This window comes from Persicobacter psychrovividus (assembly GCF_036492425.1).
GTDB classification, from domain to species: domain Bacteria; phylum Bacteroidota; class Bacteroidia; order Cytophagales; family Cyclobacteriaceae; genus Persicobacter; species Persicobacter psychrovividus.
Genome location: NZ_AP025293.1, coordinates 106,448 through 124,248, shown reverse-complemented (window position 1 = coordinate 124,248; position 17,801 = coordinate 106,448). Strand labels below are relative to the sequence as shown.

Sequence of the window (17,801 nt, the reverse complement as noted above, 5' to 3'; positions counted from 1 at the left end):
CGGGCGAACCCACGTGTTCGCCCGAAATTACCTTATAAAATGGCCATTTCGGTCAGACACACAGGTCTGACCCTACCGAAACGAAATATTATTTGGTGATATAATTTACAATTCAAGTTGTGCAACAGCCCCCCCTATCTATACAAAAACCCGCTAAAGCAGGTTGACCTTTCATTTCAATGAGATGTTGGTGGTTAGAGTGATGCTTTACAGGCATAGTTCATTGTGTCTCACATTCCAATTTTCTCCTACCAAGCACCGACATTCAAACATGCAAAGTTTTTCTCTACCCACACCACGCCAACCCATTCCAATGGGTTTTACGCTGTTAGCCCATTGCTTTAGCGGTAGGGTAGGTGATGATTTTTTAAAGTAATCACAAATAAAAATATACACTAATGGCTTTTGTGATTATTTTTATTAATTTTAAAATGATTAAGCGAGGTGAAAGCACTTAAAGCTTGGTTCTTGTTATTTTTTTAATATAACATAAGCGACAGCTTATAGATTTGACTGATTGATTCTCATTTACGGATATAGGTTGAAGTGGGGTATAGTTTCAGTAATTGGGTGGATATACGTAATTATAGACATGGAAACAACTTGTTTTTTTTAATTGTACTTTTCCAATTAAGAACCCCTATGAGGTAAAATCAAGGGCTATTCAATTTTTTGAATGGACAGAAAGTTCCTTCGTGGTCCATAATCATAAAAATGGCTCGCTCAAGTAAGTGCTCGATTGAAATAAAATAGCTTCAAAAACCCGCATTACTCATAACCGAGGCCGTTACTTGTAAGGCGAATTAACAGAAGTTATATAGCATTATTAATGCAAGTAGTATTGAAAGAAACTTTTGAAAAAATAGATAAATATGATAAACTGGCTATATCGTATACTACTCACTTTCAACTCCACATCCCTATTGCTAGTGATATTTTGGATAAAAGATGAGTACATTATTTGTTGGGATAAATTACTCCCAAATCTAGATGTTAGTGTTGTTCCAGATTGGGTCTCATACATATTATACTTCCTCCTCCCAATTGTTACGACACAAATTAGTTTAGGTCTTTCACGTTTTTTAGACACAGATAGTGTTGAAAATATAGAAGAAGTAGAGCAAGCTAATAATGCTTTTTTACCAAGTTATTTGGGATACTTTTTTGTGGCTCTTAGTGTAGGAAGTTACAATACTTTAGGGTATATATTTTCAATACTTTTTGTATTTACTTTCTTTTCACAGACTCTTTACTTTAATCCTTTATTTTTACTATTCAAGTACCACTTCTATTACCTTACTACGAATAACCGAGTCAAAATATTTGTAATCACACGCAAAACATTGAAGTCACCTTCAACTATAACCTTAGGAAATCTAAAACGGATAAATAACTTCACATTCATAGACAACGAAAAAAAATTATGAACTATCTACTAGCTGAAATAAAAAGCCGGAAAAAGGAAAATAAAACTTTTAAAGTATTTGGTGAAAGTAATGAAATATATCCTTTACCAACTGATTTAAATAATCCTAAAACTTACGATAGTGATTATAAACTAGAAGATGATGAGTGGTTTCATATACCGAACTTCAAATCAAGTGACTATAGCATAACCCTTCTCAATAGCCCCTTTGATTCAGTCAATTACACTTCAATTAATCAATCAAAATTAAAAAAGATTAAATACCTAATTGCTCATCAAAGTTATGATGGTGGAAAATCGTATTTCTTCTTTCAAAAGATAAACACCTCACACTTACTTAATAAAAGTTGGATAAAGATATCAGACACACCCAAACTAGACAAAACACCAATCCTAGTGATAAATGATATGGCAGATGCCATTTATTCGGTCGAAGATGATATACTTTATTTCAAGAAATTAAATTCATTATCAACTATATTCATTGGTATCTCTGAGCTGTACCGTGTTGCTACAGAAACGGAAACATCAACATTTTTAGCGAATGACTTTATTAATTTAGCTAATAACTTTAGCTCTACAAAAGTAGGTACACCTAATCGTAAACGCATTGCTTTAGCTGTTGATACATTGTCAAAATTTGATAACAGTCAAAAAGGACAAATATTTTCTTATATAAAAGACTATTGCGATGATGACTTGCCTTATGATGATGCAACAAAAAAGTTTTCAGTCAAGGATGAAGAAGGTTTAAAACATTTACTTTGGGGTATTGAACAACGTTATTATACTACCAAAGTTGGCTTTGAAAAGCGTGTGGCTAATTCAGTATCTCCTTTATAATGAATCAATAAAGTACCGCAGGTAAGGTCCGTAAATCATACTTTTTTTCCGCAGGCGCAACACAAAAAAGTACGTTTCATAGCACAACCGTTAAGTAAAAAAACCTCCAACGCCCACGGCATTGGAGGTTTCCCTTCTATTCTAAAAAAACTCCCCTAAAACAACCCCTCCAAAAGATCATCCTCCACCAAATTCGGAACCGTCACCTTCAGGTTCGGTGTGCGCTCCATCTCGCGTTTGATGGCGAAGATGGCCTCTTTGTTGCGTGCCCATGAGCGGCGGGAGATGCCGTTGTTTACGTCGTAGAGCAACATGTTTTTCAGGCGGTTGGATGCTTCTTCGGTGCCGTCGAGTACCATGCCGAAGCCGCCGTTCATCACTTCGCCCCAGCCTACGCCGCCGCCATTGTGGATCGATACCCAGGTGGCGCCACGGAAGCTGTCGCCAATGACGTTGTGGATCGCCATGTCGGCAGTGAATTTGGAGCCGTCGTAGATGTTGGAGGTCTCACGGTATGGGGAGTCGGTTCCCGATACGTCGTGGTGATCTCTACCCAAGACTACTGGTCCTGACAATTCGCCCGAGGCAATGGCATCATTGAAGGCGTCGGCGATTTTTGCGCGTCCTTCGGCATCGGCATAAAGGATACGTGCCTGCGATCCTACAACCAATTGGTTTTTCTCTGCTTCTTCAATCCAGGTGATGTTGTCCTGCATCTGCTGCTGGATTTCGGCTGGTGCTACGGCTTTGATTTCTTTCATCACACGAACGGCAATCTGGTCGGTGATGCGCAAATCTTCTGGCTTGCCCGATGCACATACCCAACGGAATGGCCCGAAACCATAATCGAAACACATCGGTCCCAAGATGTCCTGTACATAGGATGGGTAACGGAAGTCGATGCCATTGTCCGCCATGATGTCGGCGCCTGCACGGGAGGATTCCAACAGGAAGGCGTTACCATAGTCAAAGAAATAAGTGCCTTTGGCGGTGTGGCGGTTCACGGCGGCAGCATGACGGCGCAATGATGCCTGAACCGCTTCTTTGAATGCCTCTGGTTCTTCGGCAATCATGCGGTTCGACTCCTCATAAGAGTAGCCTACGGGATAGTAACCACCCGACCAAGGATTGTGCAATGAGGTCTGATCCGAGCCCAAATGCACGAAAATATTTTCTTCGTCGAAGCGCTCCCACACATCCACGATGTTGCCTTTGTAAGCAATCGAAACCACTTCTTCATTCGCCTGTGCTTCTGCTACTCGCTTCACCAAAGCTTCCAAGTCGCCAACGATCTCATCGACCCAACCTTGCTCATGGCGCTTGTTAGCAGCGGCTTCATTGACCTCCGCACAAACGGTGATACAGCCTGCGATATTTCCCGCTTTAGGCTGCGCACCTGACATTCCACCCAAACCGGCGGTCAGGAAGATTTTCCCTTTAGGGGACTCCCCTGCCTGCAATTTCTTGCGGAAGCCATTCATCACCGTGATCGTCGTTCCGTGTACAATCCCCTGCGGACCGATGTACATATAAGAACCGGCGGTCATCTGTCCGTATTGCGTTACACCCAAAGCGTTGTATTTTTCCCAGTCGTCTGGCTTGGAGTAGTTCGGGATCATCAAGCCGTTGGTAACCACCACTCTTGGCGCTTCTTTGGTCGAAGGGAACAAGCCCATCGGATGACCAGAGTACATGTGCAACGTCTGCTCATCTGTCATGGTCGCCAAATATTTCATCGCCAAAAGGTACTGCGCCCAGTTTTGGAAGACTGCGCCATTACCTCCGTAGGTGATCAACTCCTGTGGGTGTTGCGCCACGGCAGGATCCAGGTTGTTTTGAATCATCAACATGATGGCCGCCGCCTGCGATGACTGCGCTGGATATTCTTCCACCGGACGGGCGTACATCTTGTACTCGGGCATGAAGCGGTACATGTAGATGCGTCCGAAGTCGTTCAACTCCTGTGCAAATTCTGGTGCGAGGGTCGCATGCCATTCAGCAGGAAAATAACGCAGGGCATTGCGGATGGCTAATTTTTTCTCATCGGCACTGAGGATTTCCTTGCGCTTTGGGGCATGGTTTGCCGTGGTGTCGAATGGTTTTGCTTGTGGCAATTCGGAAGGAATGCCTTGTAATATTGCTTCTTTGAAAGTCATTTTTTTATTTTTTGTCGGTAGGGTCAGGCCTGCGTGCCTGACCTAAATGCATTATAAAAAATACGTTTATATCGGGTTGGGCGAGATTCAGGTCAAGCACGCAGGCTTGACCCTACCACGATTCGTTATATCTTTTCCCCACTGATATAAACCACATCAGGCTTGATCTTTCCCTGATGATAGAAAATCTCATGAACGCTGCCCACATCATAAACCAAGAAATCGGCTTTCATGTCTTTGGTCAATCGTCCACGGTCATTAAGATTCAATGCGGCCGCGGCCCTGAAAGTCAGTGCTGCCAATAGCTCGGTATTGCTCAATTTTTCGAAAGTACCCAACACGCAGGCTTGCATCATCAAATCGCCCATCGGTGCAGAACCTGGGTTCCAGTCTGAAGCGATATTCAATGCGCCACCGGCATCCAAGATTTTTCTCGCAGGGGTGAAATCACAGCCCAAGCCCATCGATGCACCTGGCAGGGCAGTCGCTACGACATTAGAGTTCGCCAATAGCGCCACTTCTTTTTCGCCACTTGCTTCGAGGTGATCGGCACTCAGGGCGTCGAAGTCCACGGCAACGGCTGAACCTGATGCGCTGAACTGGTCGGCATGCACGGTGATGTCAAAACCCATTTCCTTGGCCTTTTCGAAATAGGGCTTCACTACTTTGGCAGAGAACGCTTCTTCTTCGATGAATGCATCGATGCGGTTGGCCAAGTTTTCAGCCTTCAATACAGGGAATAATTTTTCGCTTATTTCCTGAAGGTAGGCATCGAAATCGCCCTCGAAATCTTTGGGTTTGATGTGAGCCGCCAAACAGGTTGGGATCAAATCGGCAGCAACGGCTTGATTGGCATCTTTGATCGCTCGCAACATTTTCAGTTCTTCTTCCACCGACAAACCATAGCCCGACTTCACCTCGATGGTCGTAACGCCTTCTTCCTGATGGCGCAAAACACGCATGATGGTGTTGGCGGTCAAATCTTTTTCGCTTGCCTTTCGGGTTTGGGTTACCGTGTCCCAAATGCCACCGCCGGCTTTGGCGATTTCCAGATAGCTTTTGCCTGCATTGCGCATGGCATAATCTCTGGCGCGTGAACCGGCAAAACAGATGTGCGTGTGGCTATCTACAAAGCCTGGAATGACGACTGGCAAGGCTTCTTCAGCATTCGGCGTCCAATCGATGCCCAAAGTTTTGGCTTCAGCCTGAATGTCTTCGACCGTTCCGACGGCATAGATGGTGTCGCCCTTGAGGATCATGGCGGCATTTTCGATCACAGGCATTTGCTCGTGGGATAATGTGCCTTTGATCGGCAGGTCGGCCATGGTGACCAATTGATGGATCGGCCCGATGATTTTATAGGTGTTGTTCATTTGGTTTCATTTTTTGGTGGTATAACCCACAGATTATTAAATCTATCGCGAGAGTCCCTCTCGTGATAGATTTGTGTTAATTGGCTATCACGAGACAGAGTCTCGCGATAGGGGATTGTATTTTGTCCACAGATTAATGGGATGAATGGGATTTGATTTTGCCTCAACCGACCCACGCTTGAACTAATGAGCCGCGATTAAAAAGACTTCAACAAAAACTCTGTGGTAATCTGTGTAATCTGTGGACAAATCAAACTTATCAATAGTCCAAGCGGGACGCTTGAACTAATTAATCATCTGTGTAATCTGTGGGTGAAATAATCCAACAATTAATATTGCTCAAACAATTCGTTGAATCGGCTCGAGAATTTCACACCACTTTCCTGTGCTTTTTCCTCCGCCAAATCCAAAATTTTGTGGGTTTTGATGATCTCAATTCCCTTTTCAATATCATCGGCAAACACACGGTCCACCTCTGCGAAAGACACATGCTTACGCACCTCCTGATGCAAAGCATCCAAGATAACGCCTGACTTCAATGGTCGGCGGAACTCAAATGCCTGTGCGGCGGTCAATAGTTCAATCGCTAAAATTTTCTCTACATTGCCGATCACGCGCAACGCTTTGCGTCCGGCGATGGAGCCCATCGATACGTGGTCTTCCTGCCCCAAAGAGGTTGGGATGCTGTCGGCTGATGCAGGGAAACAGCTTGTTTTATTTTCTGAAGCCAATGCCGCCGAGGTGTATTGAAGGATCATATAACCCGAGTTGATGCCCGTGTCTTTCATCAACAATTTTGGTACGCCCGGGGAATTGCCTTCCAAAGCCAAATAGATGCGTCGGTCGGAGATGTTTCCAATTTCCGAAGCTGCCAAACAAGCGTAATCCAATGCCAAAGCCAATGGTTGACCGTGGAAGCTACCGCCAGAGATGGTCAGTTCTTCGTCGATCACGATTGGGTTGTCGGTAACGGAGTTCAATTCCACTTCCACCAATTCTTTCAAATGCAACCAGGCGTTACGGGATGAACCGTGAACCTGCGGCATGCATCGCAAAGAGTATGGATCCTGCACACGGTCGCAATCGATATGGTCTTCCATGATTTCAGAACCTTCCAACAAGGACTTGATGCGTGCGGCCACGTGGATGTTTCCTTTGTATGGGCGCAACTCGTGCAATTCAGAATAGAATGGTTTTACCGATCCCTGCAATCCTTCGACCATCATTGCACCGATGATATCCGCTTGCGACAAACAAGCATGCAACTTCTCAACCACTTTAATGGCATGAGAAAGGATGAATTGTGTACCGTTGATCAAGGCCAAACCTTCTTTTGGTCCCAATGCTACGGGCTCCAAATTTTCCTTTTCGAAAAGCTCTGCCGTGGTGATGCGCTCTCCTTTATAATCAACTTTTCCCAAGCCCAACAATGGCAGGAAAGCATGCGACAAAGGACACAAATCGCCCGAAGCACCAACCGAGCCCTGCTCAGGAACAACAGGAATTGCATCGTTTTCGATATGCCAAAGGATACGATCCAAAGTTTTTTCATTGATGCCCGAATGCCCTTTAGACAAAGACTGCATCTTGGTTACCAACATCAATTTTGCCAGTTCCGTCTCGATCGGCTCACCGACGCCCACACTGTGGCTCTGCAAAATATTCGACTGAAGCACCTTGGTTTCTTCCTTCGAGATACTCGTCGTACACAAAGGACCGAAGCCCGTGTTGATGCCATAAACCGCATCGCCCTTCTCCACAATTGCCTCAACCACCTTTCGGTTGGCAATTACTTTCTCTCTCTGCTCGGCCGTCAGCGTTGCTTTTCTTTCTCCTCTTGCAATCTGCAGGGCAATGCCTGCGGTCAAATAATCCTGTCCAAAACGGAATGTCATCGTTGATCTATTTTTTGGTTCTTTTAAATCTATTTCCTTAATCTATCGCGAGAGTCTCTCTCGTGATTGGCAAATACCAGGTTAGTTCAAGCGTCTCGCTTGGACTAATACCTAATAAACTGATCCAAGCGGGACGCTTGAACCAAAAGCGGTGCTTATTTATGATAGGGGATTAAAAGTCATCAATCCACCCAATCCACAGCAATTTATTGATTACATTTGATTATTAGTAATACCATTTTTGTCAATAATCAATAACTATGAGTTATCAGTTCGAGCTTCGTCACCTCAGATATTTTCAGGCAGTCGCGGAAGAATTACATTTCCGAAAGGCGGCAGAAAAACTATTCATCTCACAGCCAGGACTTAGCCGACAGATCAAACAGTTGGAGGATGCCGTGGGCGTGCAGTTGTTGAGCCGAGACAAAAAAGAGGTAAGACTTACTGCCGCAGGAGAATTCTTCAAGTCCGAAGTTGATTTTATTTTAAACCACCTTGATTTTACCGTCGAGCAGGTGCAATTGGTCGATCAGGGCAGCGTGGGTGAAGTACGGATCGGCTTTCTGGGTTCAGCCATGCAAAACGTGGTGCCTGATATGTTGCTGAAAATGAATCAGCATTACCCGAAGATCAAGACCACCCTCGAAGAAATGTCCAACTACGAGCAGGTGCAGGGCATCATGAAAGACGAGCTCGACATTGGCTTTGTGCGCCTCGCAAGAGTGCCCGAAGGGCTGGAGATCATGCCCGTATTCACCGATAGTTTTTCATTGGTACTACCTGCCGATCACCCGATCACCGAAGAGAATTTTGAGAATGTTGCTCAACTTAAAGACGCACAGTTCATCCTCTTCACCGCCGACTACTCCAACCTTTATTATGATACCATCATGAGCATCTGCGAAGATCAGGACTTCAGTCCGCAGGTGAGTCATAAGACCGTTCATGCCCAGACGATCTTCAAGCTGGTCGAAAACAATATGGGCGTCTCGATCGTGCCGACCAGTTTGCAACACGGCTATCAGTTGGGTGTCAAGTTCATTGAACTGAAGCACATCCCCCAACAGGCGGTGCTGTCGGCCATATGGAGAAAAAACAACCGCAACCCACTGCTTGCCAAAGTTTGCGATCTACTGTAACCACCCTTTTCAATCATTTGAAAAATCCGATAACCATTTAGGGTTCAAAAGGTAGTACTGCTATACTTTCCCACTGAAGGGAAAAAGCGGTATTCGACATCGGGGCAATTGTGGCCGTGGTGTCGGCATTTATCACCTAAACCAGAACACTATGAAAGGACGGATTTTATTTGTAGTAACAAGCCATGACAAACTGGGGAGTAAGGGCGATTCTACAGGATTTTATTTGAGTGAAGTATCGCATCCGTGGAAAATCCTGCACGATGCAGGCTATGAAATTGATTTTGTCAGTCCGCAAGGTGGGCGTGCACCCGTGGATGGTTTTGATTTGGAAGACCCGATCAATCAATGTTTTTGGGAAAACAAGACTTATCGCGCCAAGGTAGAACAGACCATGAAACCGTCTGAGGTTGATCCGAAGCGCTATTTGGCGATTCACTACGCTGGCGGACATGGCACCATGTGGGACTTCCCAGAGAATGATGCCTTGGCGGCAATTGCTGCTCAAATTTACGAACAGGGAGGCTTTGTTGCCGCCGTATGCCATGGTCCTGCAGGACTGGTAAACATTAAACTGGGAAATGGAGAATACCTTGTTGCCAATAAGGTGATCAGCACTTTTACCGATGAAGAAGAGGAAGCGGCGGGGCTAACGGATGTGGTTCCATTTTTACTGGAAAGCAAGCTGAAGGAACGCGGTGCCATTATCCATAAAGCCGACCTCTGGAAGGCAAAGGTTTCTTCTGATACCCGATTGATCACTGGGCAGAATCCTGCATCAGCTCAATTGGTAGGCGAAAATTTATTACTTGAGCTGGAAATGTAAGCACGTGTTTTAAAAAGTAGGCTGTCGAATTTCTGTGTGCCTCGCGGTACGCACGTTGCGGACAACATCCTTGCGAGTGTGGTATCCTTATTTTTGATGAGCAACTGCTTATAATTTCGACAGCCTTGTGCTACAACCCTAAATTACAGCAGGTTAATTTATCCACAGATTTTTTCATTTCATCCATCGGATATTGCCCGCCGAAAAAACAAAATCACTTTCTATTCCTTTTGATGGAGGGTGCATCTTTGAAAAATCAGAAAAGTACCATTATAGTGATGGTACTTTTTTTTATCTGCAAGGATGCCCAACACAGCATAGGTTATCAAGATCAAGCCAAAAAAAATAACGCCTCCACGATGAAAGCCCTTTCGTTGCTATATTTAACATTTTGTCTCGCTGCACTCCCTTCGGTTGAGAAAAGAATAGCGGAATTTTGATGTGAAAAATTTTGGTAAACTATAAAACAACCGATCAAAAAATAGCATTTCAAGATCAACCTCCCCTACCAAAAAACGGTGTTACAATAATTAGTTTCTTGATGCGTCATGTTATAAAAATATTGGAAAAAGCTATTTACTCAACATATTCAATGGTTTTTTGATTATTTTAAAGAATTTTATGTTACATTTATCGCTACTATATATTTTTTTAAACATCAACACCTATTTATGATTCAGATTTTAAAACTAAAACGAGCGATGGTACTCACGCTCCTGTTGTGCTTTTTTGCCAGCCTGAGCTTTGCCCAAAGATTGGTCAAAGGAAAAGTATCTACTGCTGCAGATGGCACTGAACTTCCTGGCGTAACGGTACTCATTAAAGGGACTACCACAGGGGTTTCTACAGACCTCAATGGCGACTTCCAAATATCTATTGAAGACGATGCCGCAATGCTCGTTTTCCGCTTTGTTGGCTACCTCACCAAAGAAGTGCCCGTATCAAGTAAATCCTATTTCAACATCTCTCTTGAAGCGGATAACCGCCAGCTTGAGGAGGTCGTGGTGGTGGGTTCCCGCTTTAACCCTCGGTCGGTAATCAGCTCTCCTGTGCCTATTGATAATATCGCCATTGATGAGCTCGCTGATGCAGGACATATTGAAATTGACCAGATGATCACCTACAAAGTGCCATCGTTCAACTCCACACAACAAACGGTTTCTGATGCCACGGCACATATGAACCCTGCCGACCTCAGGGGTCTTGGGCCATCCCGCACCCTTGTACTCATAAATGGGAAGCGGAAAAATGCATCCTCCCTGGTCTACATTAACGACACCCCAGGAAAAGGGGAAGTAGGGGTCGATTTAAAATCCATTCCCACTTCAGCCATCGAAAGAATTGAGGTATTACGTGATGGTGCTGCCGCCACTTATGGTTCCGATGCGATTGCAGGGGTGATCAACATCATTCTCAAAAGGAATGTTAATGAAGGATCCGTAACGATGAATTCTGGTGTAACGACTGAAGGCGATGGTTTTCAGTACGGAGTAGATGCCAATTATGGCTTTGGGATAGGCGAAAGAGGATTCATGAATGTCTCTGTGGGATATGCTGACCAACGCCATACCAACAGGGCGGGAAGTCCTGGGAAAGATGAACTTTTCGATGTGGGTGCCGACAACCCGTGGATTCAGGCGAACCCATCGCTTGGAATGGTGGTCGGTCAGCCAGATATGATTAAAGGCGATGCCTACTTTAACATGATGATCCCCTTTGCTGGTGGTGGCGAAGTATATGCCAACGGTGGGGTTACCAACCGTCGGGGGAAATCTTTTGCACTTTACCGTACCCCCTACTGGATTGCGGATTCCCCACATGGTCCTGAGGGATTTTTGCCCACCTTTGAAAACGACATCAACGACAACAACCTGACCGTTGGGGTGCGTGGAAAAAAAGGCGACTGGAATATTGATATGAGCTCCACTTTTGGAAGCAACTCGATGGATTACACTATCGGTGACACCTATAATACTGATCTTGGCGAAGCCTCCCCGACCTCTTTCTATGCTGGCGGATACGATTTCAGCCAACTGGTGAACAACCTTGACATTTCACGCGATTTCGGCATGTTGCGCCTCGGCCTTGGTGGTGAGTTCCGCATGGAAAACTTCGGCGTACGTGCTGGGGAAGAAGCTTCGTATTTTGGGTCTGGCGCCCAGTCATTCCCTGGATTGCAGCCGTCGAATGAGCTTAACAAAAAACGCTACAATGTAGGTTTATATGTCGATGGCGAGCTTGACCTCACCAAAGCGTGGCTTTTGGGCGCTACAGCGCGGGTAGAAAATTACTCTGACTTTGGCAGTAACCTGTCCTGGAAATTGAACACCCGCTATGCCTTGCTCGATGGCAAGCTGAACATCCGTGGCGCAATAAGCACGGGCTTCCGTGCCCCTTCCTTACATCAGATTTACCTGAGTAATATTCAGACTTTGGTTTCTGGTGGAACGATCAGTAATCAGGGAACTTTTAACAACCAGAGCCCTGCGGTCCGTGCCATTGGCGTGCCCGAGCTGAAGGAAGAATTGTCTTTCAACTACAGCTTTGGAATGAGCAGCCGCTTGACGGATCAGCTAACCCTTACCGCAGATTATTACAATATCAGCGTAGACAATCGGGTAGTATTTTCTGGGGAGGTCAATGGTGGTGATGACCCAAATTCAAAAATCAATCAGATCCTTGCTGCTTACGATATCACGAGTATGAAATTTTTCACCAATGCGGTGAATACCCAGACCCAGGGGGTGGATATCATTGCCTCGTATAACAATCTTGCCATTGGCAGGGGAAATCTGAACCTGAATTTGGCAGCAAATTTCAATGAAACTAAAATTGTTGGCGAGTTGGGTACACCTCAGGCACTGAAAGATGCTGGAAATGATGACTGGTTCAACCGCAAGGAACAGGGCCGCCTGACCTCGGCGCGTCCACAGTCCAAGATTGTGGTTGGTACGAGTTACAAAATCGGTATCTGGGGCTTTACACTCAACAATACCCGCTTCGGGAAAGTCAGCTGGCAACATGCCACGGACCCAGAGAAAGACCAAACTTTCTCTGCAAAATGGGTTACTGACCTGAACATCAGCGCACAGATTTCCGACAATTTCAGCATGGCCGTAGGTGCCAACAACCTGTTCAATGTGTACCCTGATGAAATTGATACCAAAGGAGATCCTGTAACGGACCTTGGTGGCCGATTCAAATACCCATGGGAAGTAAACCAGTTTGGATTTATGGGTACCTATGTGTACACCAAACTGAATATCCGCCTATAATTAAAGTCATATCTGACGCAATAAAAAAGCCCGAACCCATGGTATCTGCCATAGTGTTCGGGCTTTTCAATTTGCTGATTTCAACAACTCAGCGGTGCCTATTCCACACCTTTATATTTTAAGTCTTTTTCAATTGCCTTGATCATCATCCCTGCAATATCTCTTTCCGAGGCTCCTTCAATCCCTTCCAAACCTGGGCTCGAATTGACTTCCAATAGCAATGGGCTGCTCTGCCCACGGATGATGTCCACACCTGCCACCTTCAAATTCATGGTTTTGGCCGCTTTAAGCGCTATTCTCCGCTCTTCAGCCGTAATTTTGGTGAGCGATGCCGTTCCACCCATATGAATATTGGCGCGGAACTCCCCAGGGGCGGCGGTACGCATAATGCTTTCCACCACTTTACCGTCGATCACAAAACAGCGGATATCCTTTCCATTGGCTTCCTTGACAAACTCCTGCACAAGGATATTGGCTTTCAGGCTTTTGAAAGCATTAATAAGGCTTTCTGCGGCCTTGGTTGTTTCCGCCAATACCACGCCTTTTCCCTGTGTTCCTTCCAACAATTTCACGATCAAAGGTGCCCCTCCTACCATCTGAATTAAATCAGAGGTATTCAATGGGGAATTGGCAAAGCCTGTTGTGGGAATGGGCAAGCCTGCATTGATCAGCAACTGTAAAGAATGCAGCTTATCCCTTGACTGGGTAATGGCCGCCGCCGTATTGAGCGTATAAACCCCCATCGCTTCGAAATGGCGCGTCAGGGCACAACCATAAAAGGTCATGCTCGGGCGAATTCGCGGAATAATGGCATCGAAATCATTCAGTACCCGACCGTCACGATAATGCATTTCTGGATTTTCGCCATCGAGCTTGATGTAGCAATCCTTCAGGTTCAGGAACTCCATTTCATGGCCCCGCTCCTCTCCTGCTTCAATAATCCTGCGATTACTATAAAGGTCAGGATTACTGGCCAGCAGTCCGATTTTTAACCCTGAAGGGCTTTTGATGTGGGTCTGGTAATGCTGAAAAAGGATATCTGATGACGGCTCTCCCAACTGAAAAGACGCTTCAGGATCCACGAGCATTTTTCCGCTCATGGCCTGACGGCCCAACAGCATTCTGTAACCCATAGAATCTCGGTTGGTCAGGGTGAGGTCAATCTCCCAGGTATCCTCGGCAATCGAGAGAATTGAACGCACCACATAACGGGACTCCATATGCCCCGAAGAACTTTTAACTTTTCGTTTTCCCACCAATGGAGCTTCGCAATGGATGGTCGTTTTGCCATCGTTTTGCAGCGGGTGAACTTCAAATTTCACCCAGGGGGCTCCTTCCTTTTTGAAAGGAGTAATATTAACCGCATGAATCGAAGAAGTCTTTGCGCCAGAATCTACTCGTGCCTTAATCGCAGGAACATTCAGTTGAGGCAAAGCACACCACTCTTCGCTTCCAACAATAATTTTGTTTGTGTTCATCAGGGGTCTTTCAAGTGAAAAGCAATGCTTTTCTATATTATGATCAAAAATTGATAAGTGCATCGCATAATGCGTGCTTATAATTAATGAAAGTAGAGAAAGGATAGTTTAAATCCTATCGGAATAGCTGCATAAATCACTAATTATTTATTGCAGTTAGCTGAATAACCATACTTGCGACCATAGCCCCCACGACCCAAATGTAAAATGGCTAAAATGCCCGAATTATTACCCCCCACGGAACGCTTTTCTGACGGCCCCTCCATCGTCTTTCTTTCCGTAAAATGCAGGATTGCTCATTTTTTAGGAATAAAATTAAGGACATAAAAGTGTAATAAATTTAATAAAACTGAAAAAATTATTCAACAAAATAACCCTTTTAAGACTTATACTTAAGAGTTGTTGAGTGTTTACGCCAAAAATATTAAAACTTTTGAGGCATTAAGTATCGGAAAGCAGAGAGGCTAATCAACCTCAGAAACAGATACTTATGCCAAATGCTTACGCTCCACACTTCACCCTCCTATTAACATTAAGCCAGGGAGGTCGAATACTCAGGAACAGAGCCCTATTAAAATGCCACAAAAACGACGGAAAAATCGGATAAATATTTACACCCTTGCTGCTTTTAACAATCGTGCTTTCACCTCATTGGAGGCTGCCATCATTAACCTCATTGCCCTTCAGGTGAAACCTCATCTGTACCGCTATGAGGTTAGCAGAAAAAAGCTTGATCAGTTTACGGCCAAAAAAAATACCTGGCAGGAAATCAGCCTCGCAGGATATCAGCTTTGCCGTAAGCTCGCCTTACCTATTGAAGAACTTCAGGGCTTGAGGTACCGCCCGCTGTTCCATAATTTTGAAATCGGTTCCTATGCTGTGATTATCGACATTAATCCTGAGGTGTATCCCCTGTTCTTAAATACCCATCGGTACCTGATCAATATCTCCAACAGAAAATTTTAAACCTCAATCGTGGCGTACTGCGCTTGTATCATTTAGGATCTCATGCTTAAATATGGCCACTTTTTGATGCTTTACTGATCGGGTAGTCGCACAACTCATTTCTATGAAATAGCACAAAATATTATTTCGTGAGCTGAACGGGTGCAACTGTGTGAGTATCCAAAACAGACAAGATTCATGATGATTCGAGCAGACACAAAGGTCAGTCCACTGATGTCATTAAGTTAAGCGCCTTACCCCGTAAAGACGTTATTTTTAACGTCTAACACAAAGCTGATTTCCCTTAGATTTATTCAAATGGTTACGTGAGACATAATGAATTATGCCTTTACATGCATTTCAAATTTACACCTGAGTTACCCCAAAATCCTTAACTTAATGCCATTGGGTCAGTCCACGATGTCATTAAGTACCCAAATAAAATTTCATGAAGTAACAAAAGCTTAGTCCTGAGTCTGGGCTACGGGTGCTTTTTCTTTTAACTGCCGCGATAACCTGAAATGGACCGTGGTGCCTTTGCCTTCTTCGGAAGTCATGAAAATTTCACCGTCATGGGCTTTGACAATTTTTCGGCAGTTGGCGAGCCCAAGTCCTGAGCCAGGATATTGCGAAATGCCGTGTATCTTGCTGAAAACGCCAAAGACTTCTTCCAGTTTATCTTCAGGAACACCGATGCCATTATCGCTGATCTGGAAATGAAAAAACTGCTGTTCCACCCGCGCCTTGATCTCCACTTTGGGCTGATGATTCGCAGGAACAAATTTCAAAGAATTGGAAATGATATTTTGAAATAACAACCGAATGTTGGTTTCCTCTCCAATAATAGTCGGAAGGTTATCAAAGCGCACCTCCCCTTTGGAGCTTTCAATTTGAGCCGCAAGGTCATGAACAATGCCTCGGCAGGTTTCCATCAAATCGATAGACGTAAAACCTACGCGCCGATCACTTCGGGCGAAGCTCAACAAGTCCTCGATAAGCCGCTTCATCCGCAAGCCAGAATTATTCACATGAATCATCAATTGCGTCAGTGTAGCCTCTTTTTCAATGGGTTCCTTGAGTTTCGCCCCCAAAAGACCAATGAGCCCAAGCACAGTTTCAAGGGGCTGTTTCAGGTCGTGTGCCACGGTATAGGCAAAACTGGTCAGGAAAGCATTCTCAGACTGCAATACCCTTTTGTTTTCTTCAGAAGCTTCCTGTTCAAGCTTTTGGGCTGTAATATCCCGACGGATAAACATAAACTTCTGCATGCCCGTTTCGGACTGAAGATAAGGTACCACAGTGGTGTGCACCCAAAAATGATCGCCACCCTTTGCCTGGCATTTCATGTCGCCATTCCATGATTTCCCTGCATGTAGATCGGCCCACATTTCCATGAACTGCTTTTCATCTCTTTCAGGAATATCCACAATTTGGTGATTCTCCCCCAGCAGCTCCGATTCCGAATACCTGGTAATGTCCATGAAATTTCTGTTCACATAAGTGATTTCCTTGTCGGCATTCACGGTAGAGATAATCGAAACATCATCGACGGCAGATTTGAAGCGTTTCAGTTCCTTGTTTTTCTGTATCAGGTTTTTTCGGTGAACGGCTAATTTTTGTTCATTCTGCTGAAATTTTGACAGTAAATTAACAATGTAGGCAACACTCAGCGAACAGAATACACACAGAAACAACGTCAGCCCAAACTGTAAATTCAGTTGCCCCTGCGTGGCGAGATATTGAATAACATAGGCGGCCAGCAAGGGAATCACCAGCAGCAGCATAACCATCTGCCGAAACATTTGACTTGCCGCCGTTTTACCAAAAAGCAGTTGGTAAAGCACGCTTTTCTTTTCGTGGAAATCCAAAATAACCCCAAAGCAAAGCAACAGAAATGAGGTGTAAACCGACATCGAGCGGAAGAAATAAGGAATATAGTTGTTGGGAATTTCGAGCAGATGTCTGAAAAAACAGATCATGCCCACCAGGGTAACGAGGTAACGCAAGACACTGCGCAATGGGGAAAATCGCCCGTAAATTAATGGGGAACATGCCAAGAGCATAAAACTAACCGCCGTGGCAGGCGACATTCGACCGATCGAATCCTGGGAATAATGGTCCTCAGAAACAAGTTGATCGATTCCAAAATTGATATAAAGCAGATACTCCAATAAGGTGAGTGAGGCCGTAATCAGCACCAATATGCAGCTGTATTTGATGGCCAGGATTTTCCGTTCTGCCAAGAATATTCCCACGCCAGTAATAAAAAACAGCAGTGCCGTATTAAATTTCATGGTCGCCACCTTTTCCCCAAAATGGACAAAAGAGACAAAATCAAACCGCCAGCTACACATGACCAACAAGCACAACAATGACAGTGCCATACTGCTATAAAATACAATTTGGGCTTTCATAGGTTAATTTTGTTACTTCCTCTTGCTACTC

The 17,801-nt window shown here is 44.7% G+C and carries 10 protein-coding genes; 5 read left to right on the top strand and 5 right to left on the bottom strand.

Annotation, left to right across the window (positions count from 1 at the left end; translation table 11 throughout):
• The first annotated feature begins 1,423 nt into the window (after nt 1-1,423).
• Nucleotides 1,424-2,269: a hypothetical protein gene (locus tag AABK40_RS14300; RefSeq protein ID WP_338398375.1), complete on the top strand. Its 846-nt coding sequence runs from the start codon at nt 1,424-1,426 to the stop codon at nt 2,267-2,269.
• Nucleotides 2,270-2,424: 155 nt separating this feature from the next.
• Here the strand turns inward: AABK40_RS14300 and AABK40_RS14295 are convergent, their stop codons facing one another.
• From AABK40_RS14295 to hutH, 3 genes are all read right to left on the bottom strand, one after another.
• Complete coding sequence (locus AABK40_RS14295) at nt 2,425-4,425, bottom strand: urocanate hydratase (protein ID WP_338398374.1); 2,001 nt, start codon at nt 4,423-4,425, stop codon at nt 2,425-2,427.
• A 125-nt stretch (nt 4,426-4,550) separates the two neighbouring features.
• Entirely contained in the window at nt 4,551-5,798 is a 1,248-nt protein-coding gene (gene hutI, locus AABK40_RS14290) for an imidazolonepropionase (protein ID WP_338398373.1), read from the bottom strand.
• Nucleotides 5,799-6,127: 329 nt separating this feature from the next.
• Nucleotides 6,128-7,693: a histidine ammonia-lyase gene (hutH, locus tag AABK40_RS14285; protein WP_338398372.1), complete on the bottom strand. Its 1,566-nt coding sequence runs from the start codon at nt 7,691-7,693 to the stop codon at nt 6,128-6,130.
• A 260-nt stretch (nt 7,694-7,953) separates the two neighbouring features.
• Between hutH and AABK40_RS14280 the strand changes: the two genes are divergently transcribed.
• The 3 genes from AABK40_RS14280 to AABK40_RS14270 all read left to right on the top strand — a co-directional run bounded on the left by AABK40_RS14280 (nt 7,954) and on the right by AABK40_RS14270 (nt 12,933).
• Nucleotides 7,954-8,832 (top strand): LysR family transcriptional regulator, encoded by an 879-nt coding sequence (locus tag AABK40_RS14280; RefSeq protein WP_338398371.1) that lies wholly within the window; start codon nt 7,954-7,956, stop codon nt 8,830-8,832.
• A gap of 151 nt (nt 8,833-8,983) precedes the next feature.
• Nucleotides 8,984-9,658: a type 1 glutamine amidotransferase domain-containing protein gene (locus tag AABK40_RS14275; protein ID WP_332921540.1), complete on the top strand. Its 675-nt coding sequence runs from the start codon at nt 8,984-8,986 to the stop codon at nt 9,656-9,658.
• A 671-nt stretch (nt 9,659-10,329) separates the two neighbouring features.
• Nucleotides 10,330-12,933 (top strand): TonB-dependent receptor, encoded by a 2,604-nt coding sequence (locus AABK40_RS14270; protein ID WP_332921539.1) that lies wholly within the window; start codon nt 10,330-10,332, stop codon nt 12,931-12,933.
• Between the two features lie 98 nt (nt 12,934-13,031).
• Here the strand turns inward: AABK40_RS14270 and rimK are convergent, their stop codons facing one another.
• Nucleotides 13,032-14,411 carry a 30S ribosomal protein S6--L-glutamate ligase gene (rimK, locus tag AABK40_RS14265; RefSeq protein WP_338398370.1) on the bottom strand — a complete coding sequence of 460 codons (1,380 nt, stop codon included), beginning with the start codon at nt 14,409-14,411 and terminating at the stop codon, nt 13,032-13,034.
• A 576-nt stretch (nt 14,412-14,987) separates the two neighbouring features.
• On the opposite strand from rimK, the gene AABK40_RS14260 reads away from it, so the two are divergent.
• Nucleotides 14,988-15,377 carry a hypothetical protein gene (locus AABK40_RS14260; protein ID WP_338398369.1) on the top strand — a complete coding sequence of 130 codons (390 nt, stop codon included), beginning with the start codon at nt 14,988-14,990 and terminating at the stop codon, nt 15,375-15,377.
• Between the two features lie 443 nt (nt 15,378-15,820).
• Here AABK40_RS14260 and AABK40_RS14255 read toward each other — a convergent pair whose 3' ends face one another.
• On the bottom strand, nt 15,821-17,770 hold the full coding sequence (locus AABK40_RS14255) for a PAS domain-containing sensor histidine kinase (protein ID WP_338398368.1): 1,950 nt from the start codon (nt 17,768-17,770) through the stop codon (nt 15,821-15,823).
• Between the last annotated feature and the right edge of the window lie 31 nt (nt 17,771-17,801).

Bases quoted from the DNA above. Each gene is read 5' to 3' on its own strand.
- AABK40_RS14300 (WP_338398375.1), top strand. From the start codon at position 1,424: ATGAACTATCTACTAGCTGAAATAAAAAGCCGGAAAAAGGAAAATAAA.
- AABK40_RS14295 (WP_338398374.1), bottom strand. From the start codon at position 4,425: ATGACTTTCAAAGAAGCAATATTACAAGGCATTCCTTCCGAATTGCCA.
- hutI (WP_338398373.1), bottom strand. From the start codon at position 5,798: ATGAACAACACCTATAAAATCATCGGGCCGATCCATCAATTGGTCACC.
- hutH (WP_338398372.1), bottom strand. From the start codon at position 7,693: ATGACATTCCGTTTTGGACAGGATTATTTGACCGCAGGCATTGCCCTG.
- AABK40_RS14280 (WP_338398371.1), top strand. From the start codon at position 7,954: ATGAGTTATCAGTTCGAGCTTCGTCACCTCAGATATTTTCAGGCAGTC.
- AABK40_RS14275 (WP_332921540.1), top strand. From the start codon at position 8,984: ATGAAAGGACGGATTTTATTTGTAGTAACAAGCCATGACAAACTGGGG.
- AABK40_RS14270 (WP_332921539.1), top strand. From the start codon at position 10,330: ATGATTCAGATTTTAAAACTAAAACGAGCGATGGTACTCACGCTCCTG.
- rimK (WP_338398370.1), bottom strand. From the start codon at position 14,411: ATGAACACAAACAAAATTATTGTTGGAAGCGAAGAGTGGTGTGCTTTG.
- AABK40_RS14260 (WP_338398369.1), top strand. From the start codon at position 14,988: ATGCCACAAAAACGACGGAAAAATCGGATAAATATTTACACCCTTGCT.
- AABK40_RS14255 (WP_338398368.1), bottom strand. From the start codon at position 17,770: ATGAAAGCCCAAATTGTATTTTATAGCAGTATGGCACTGTCATTGTTG.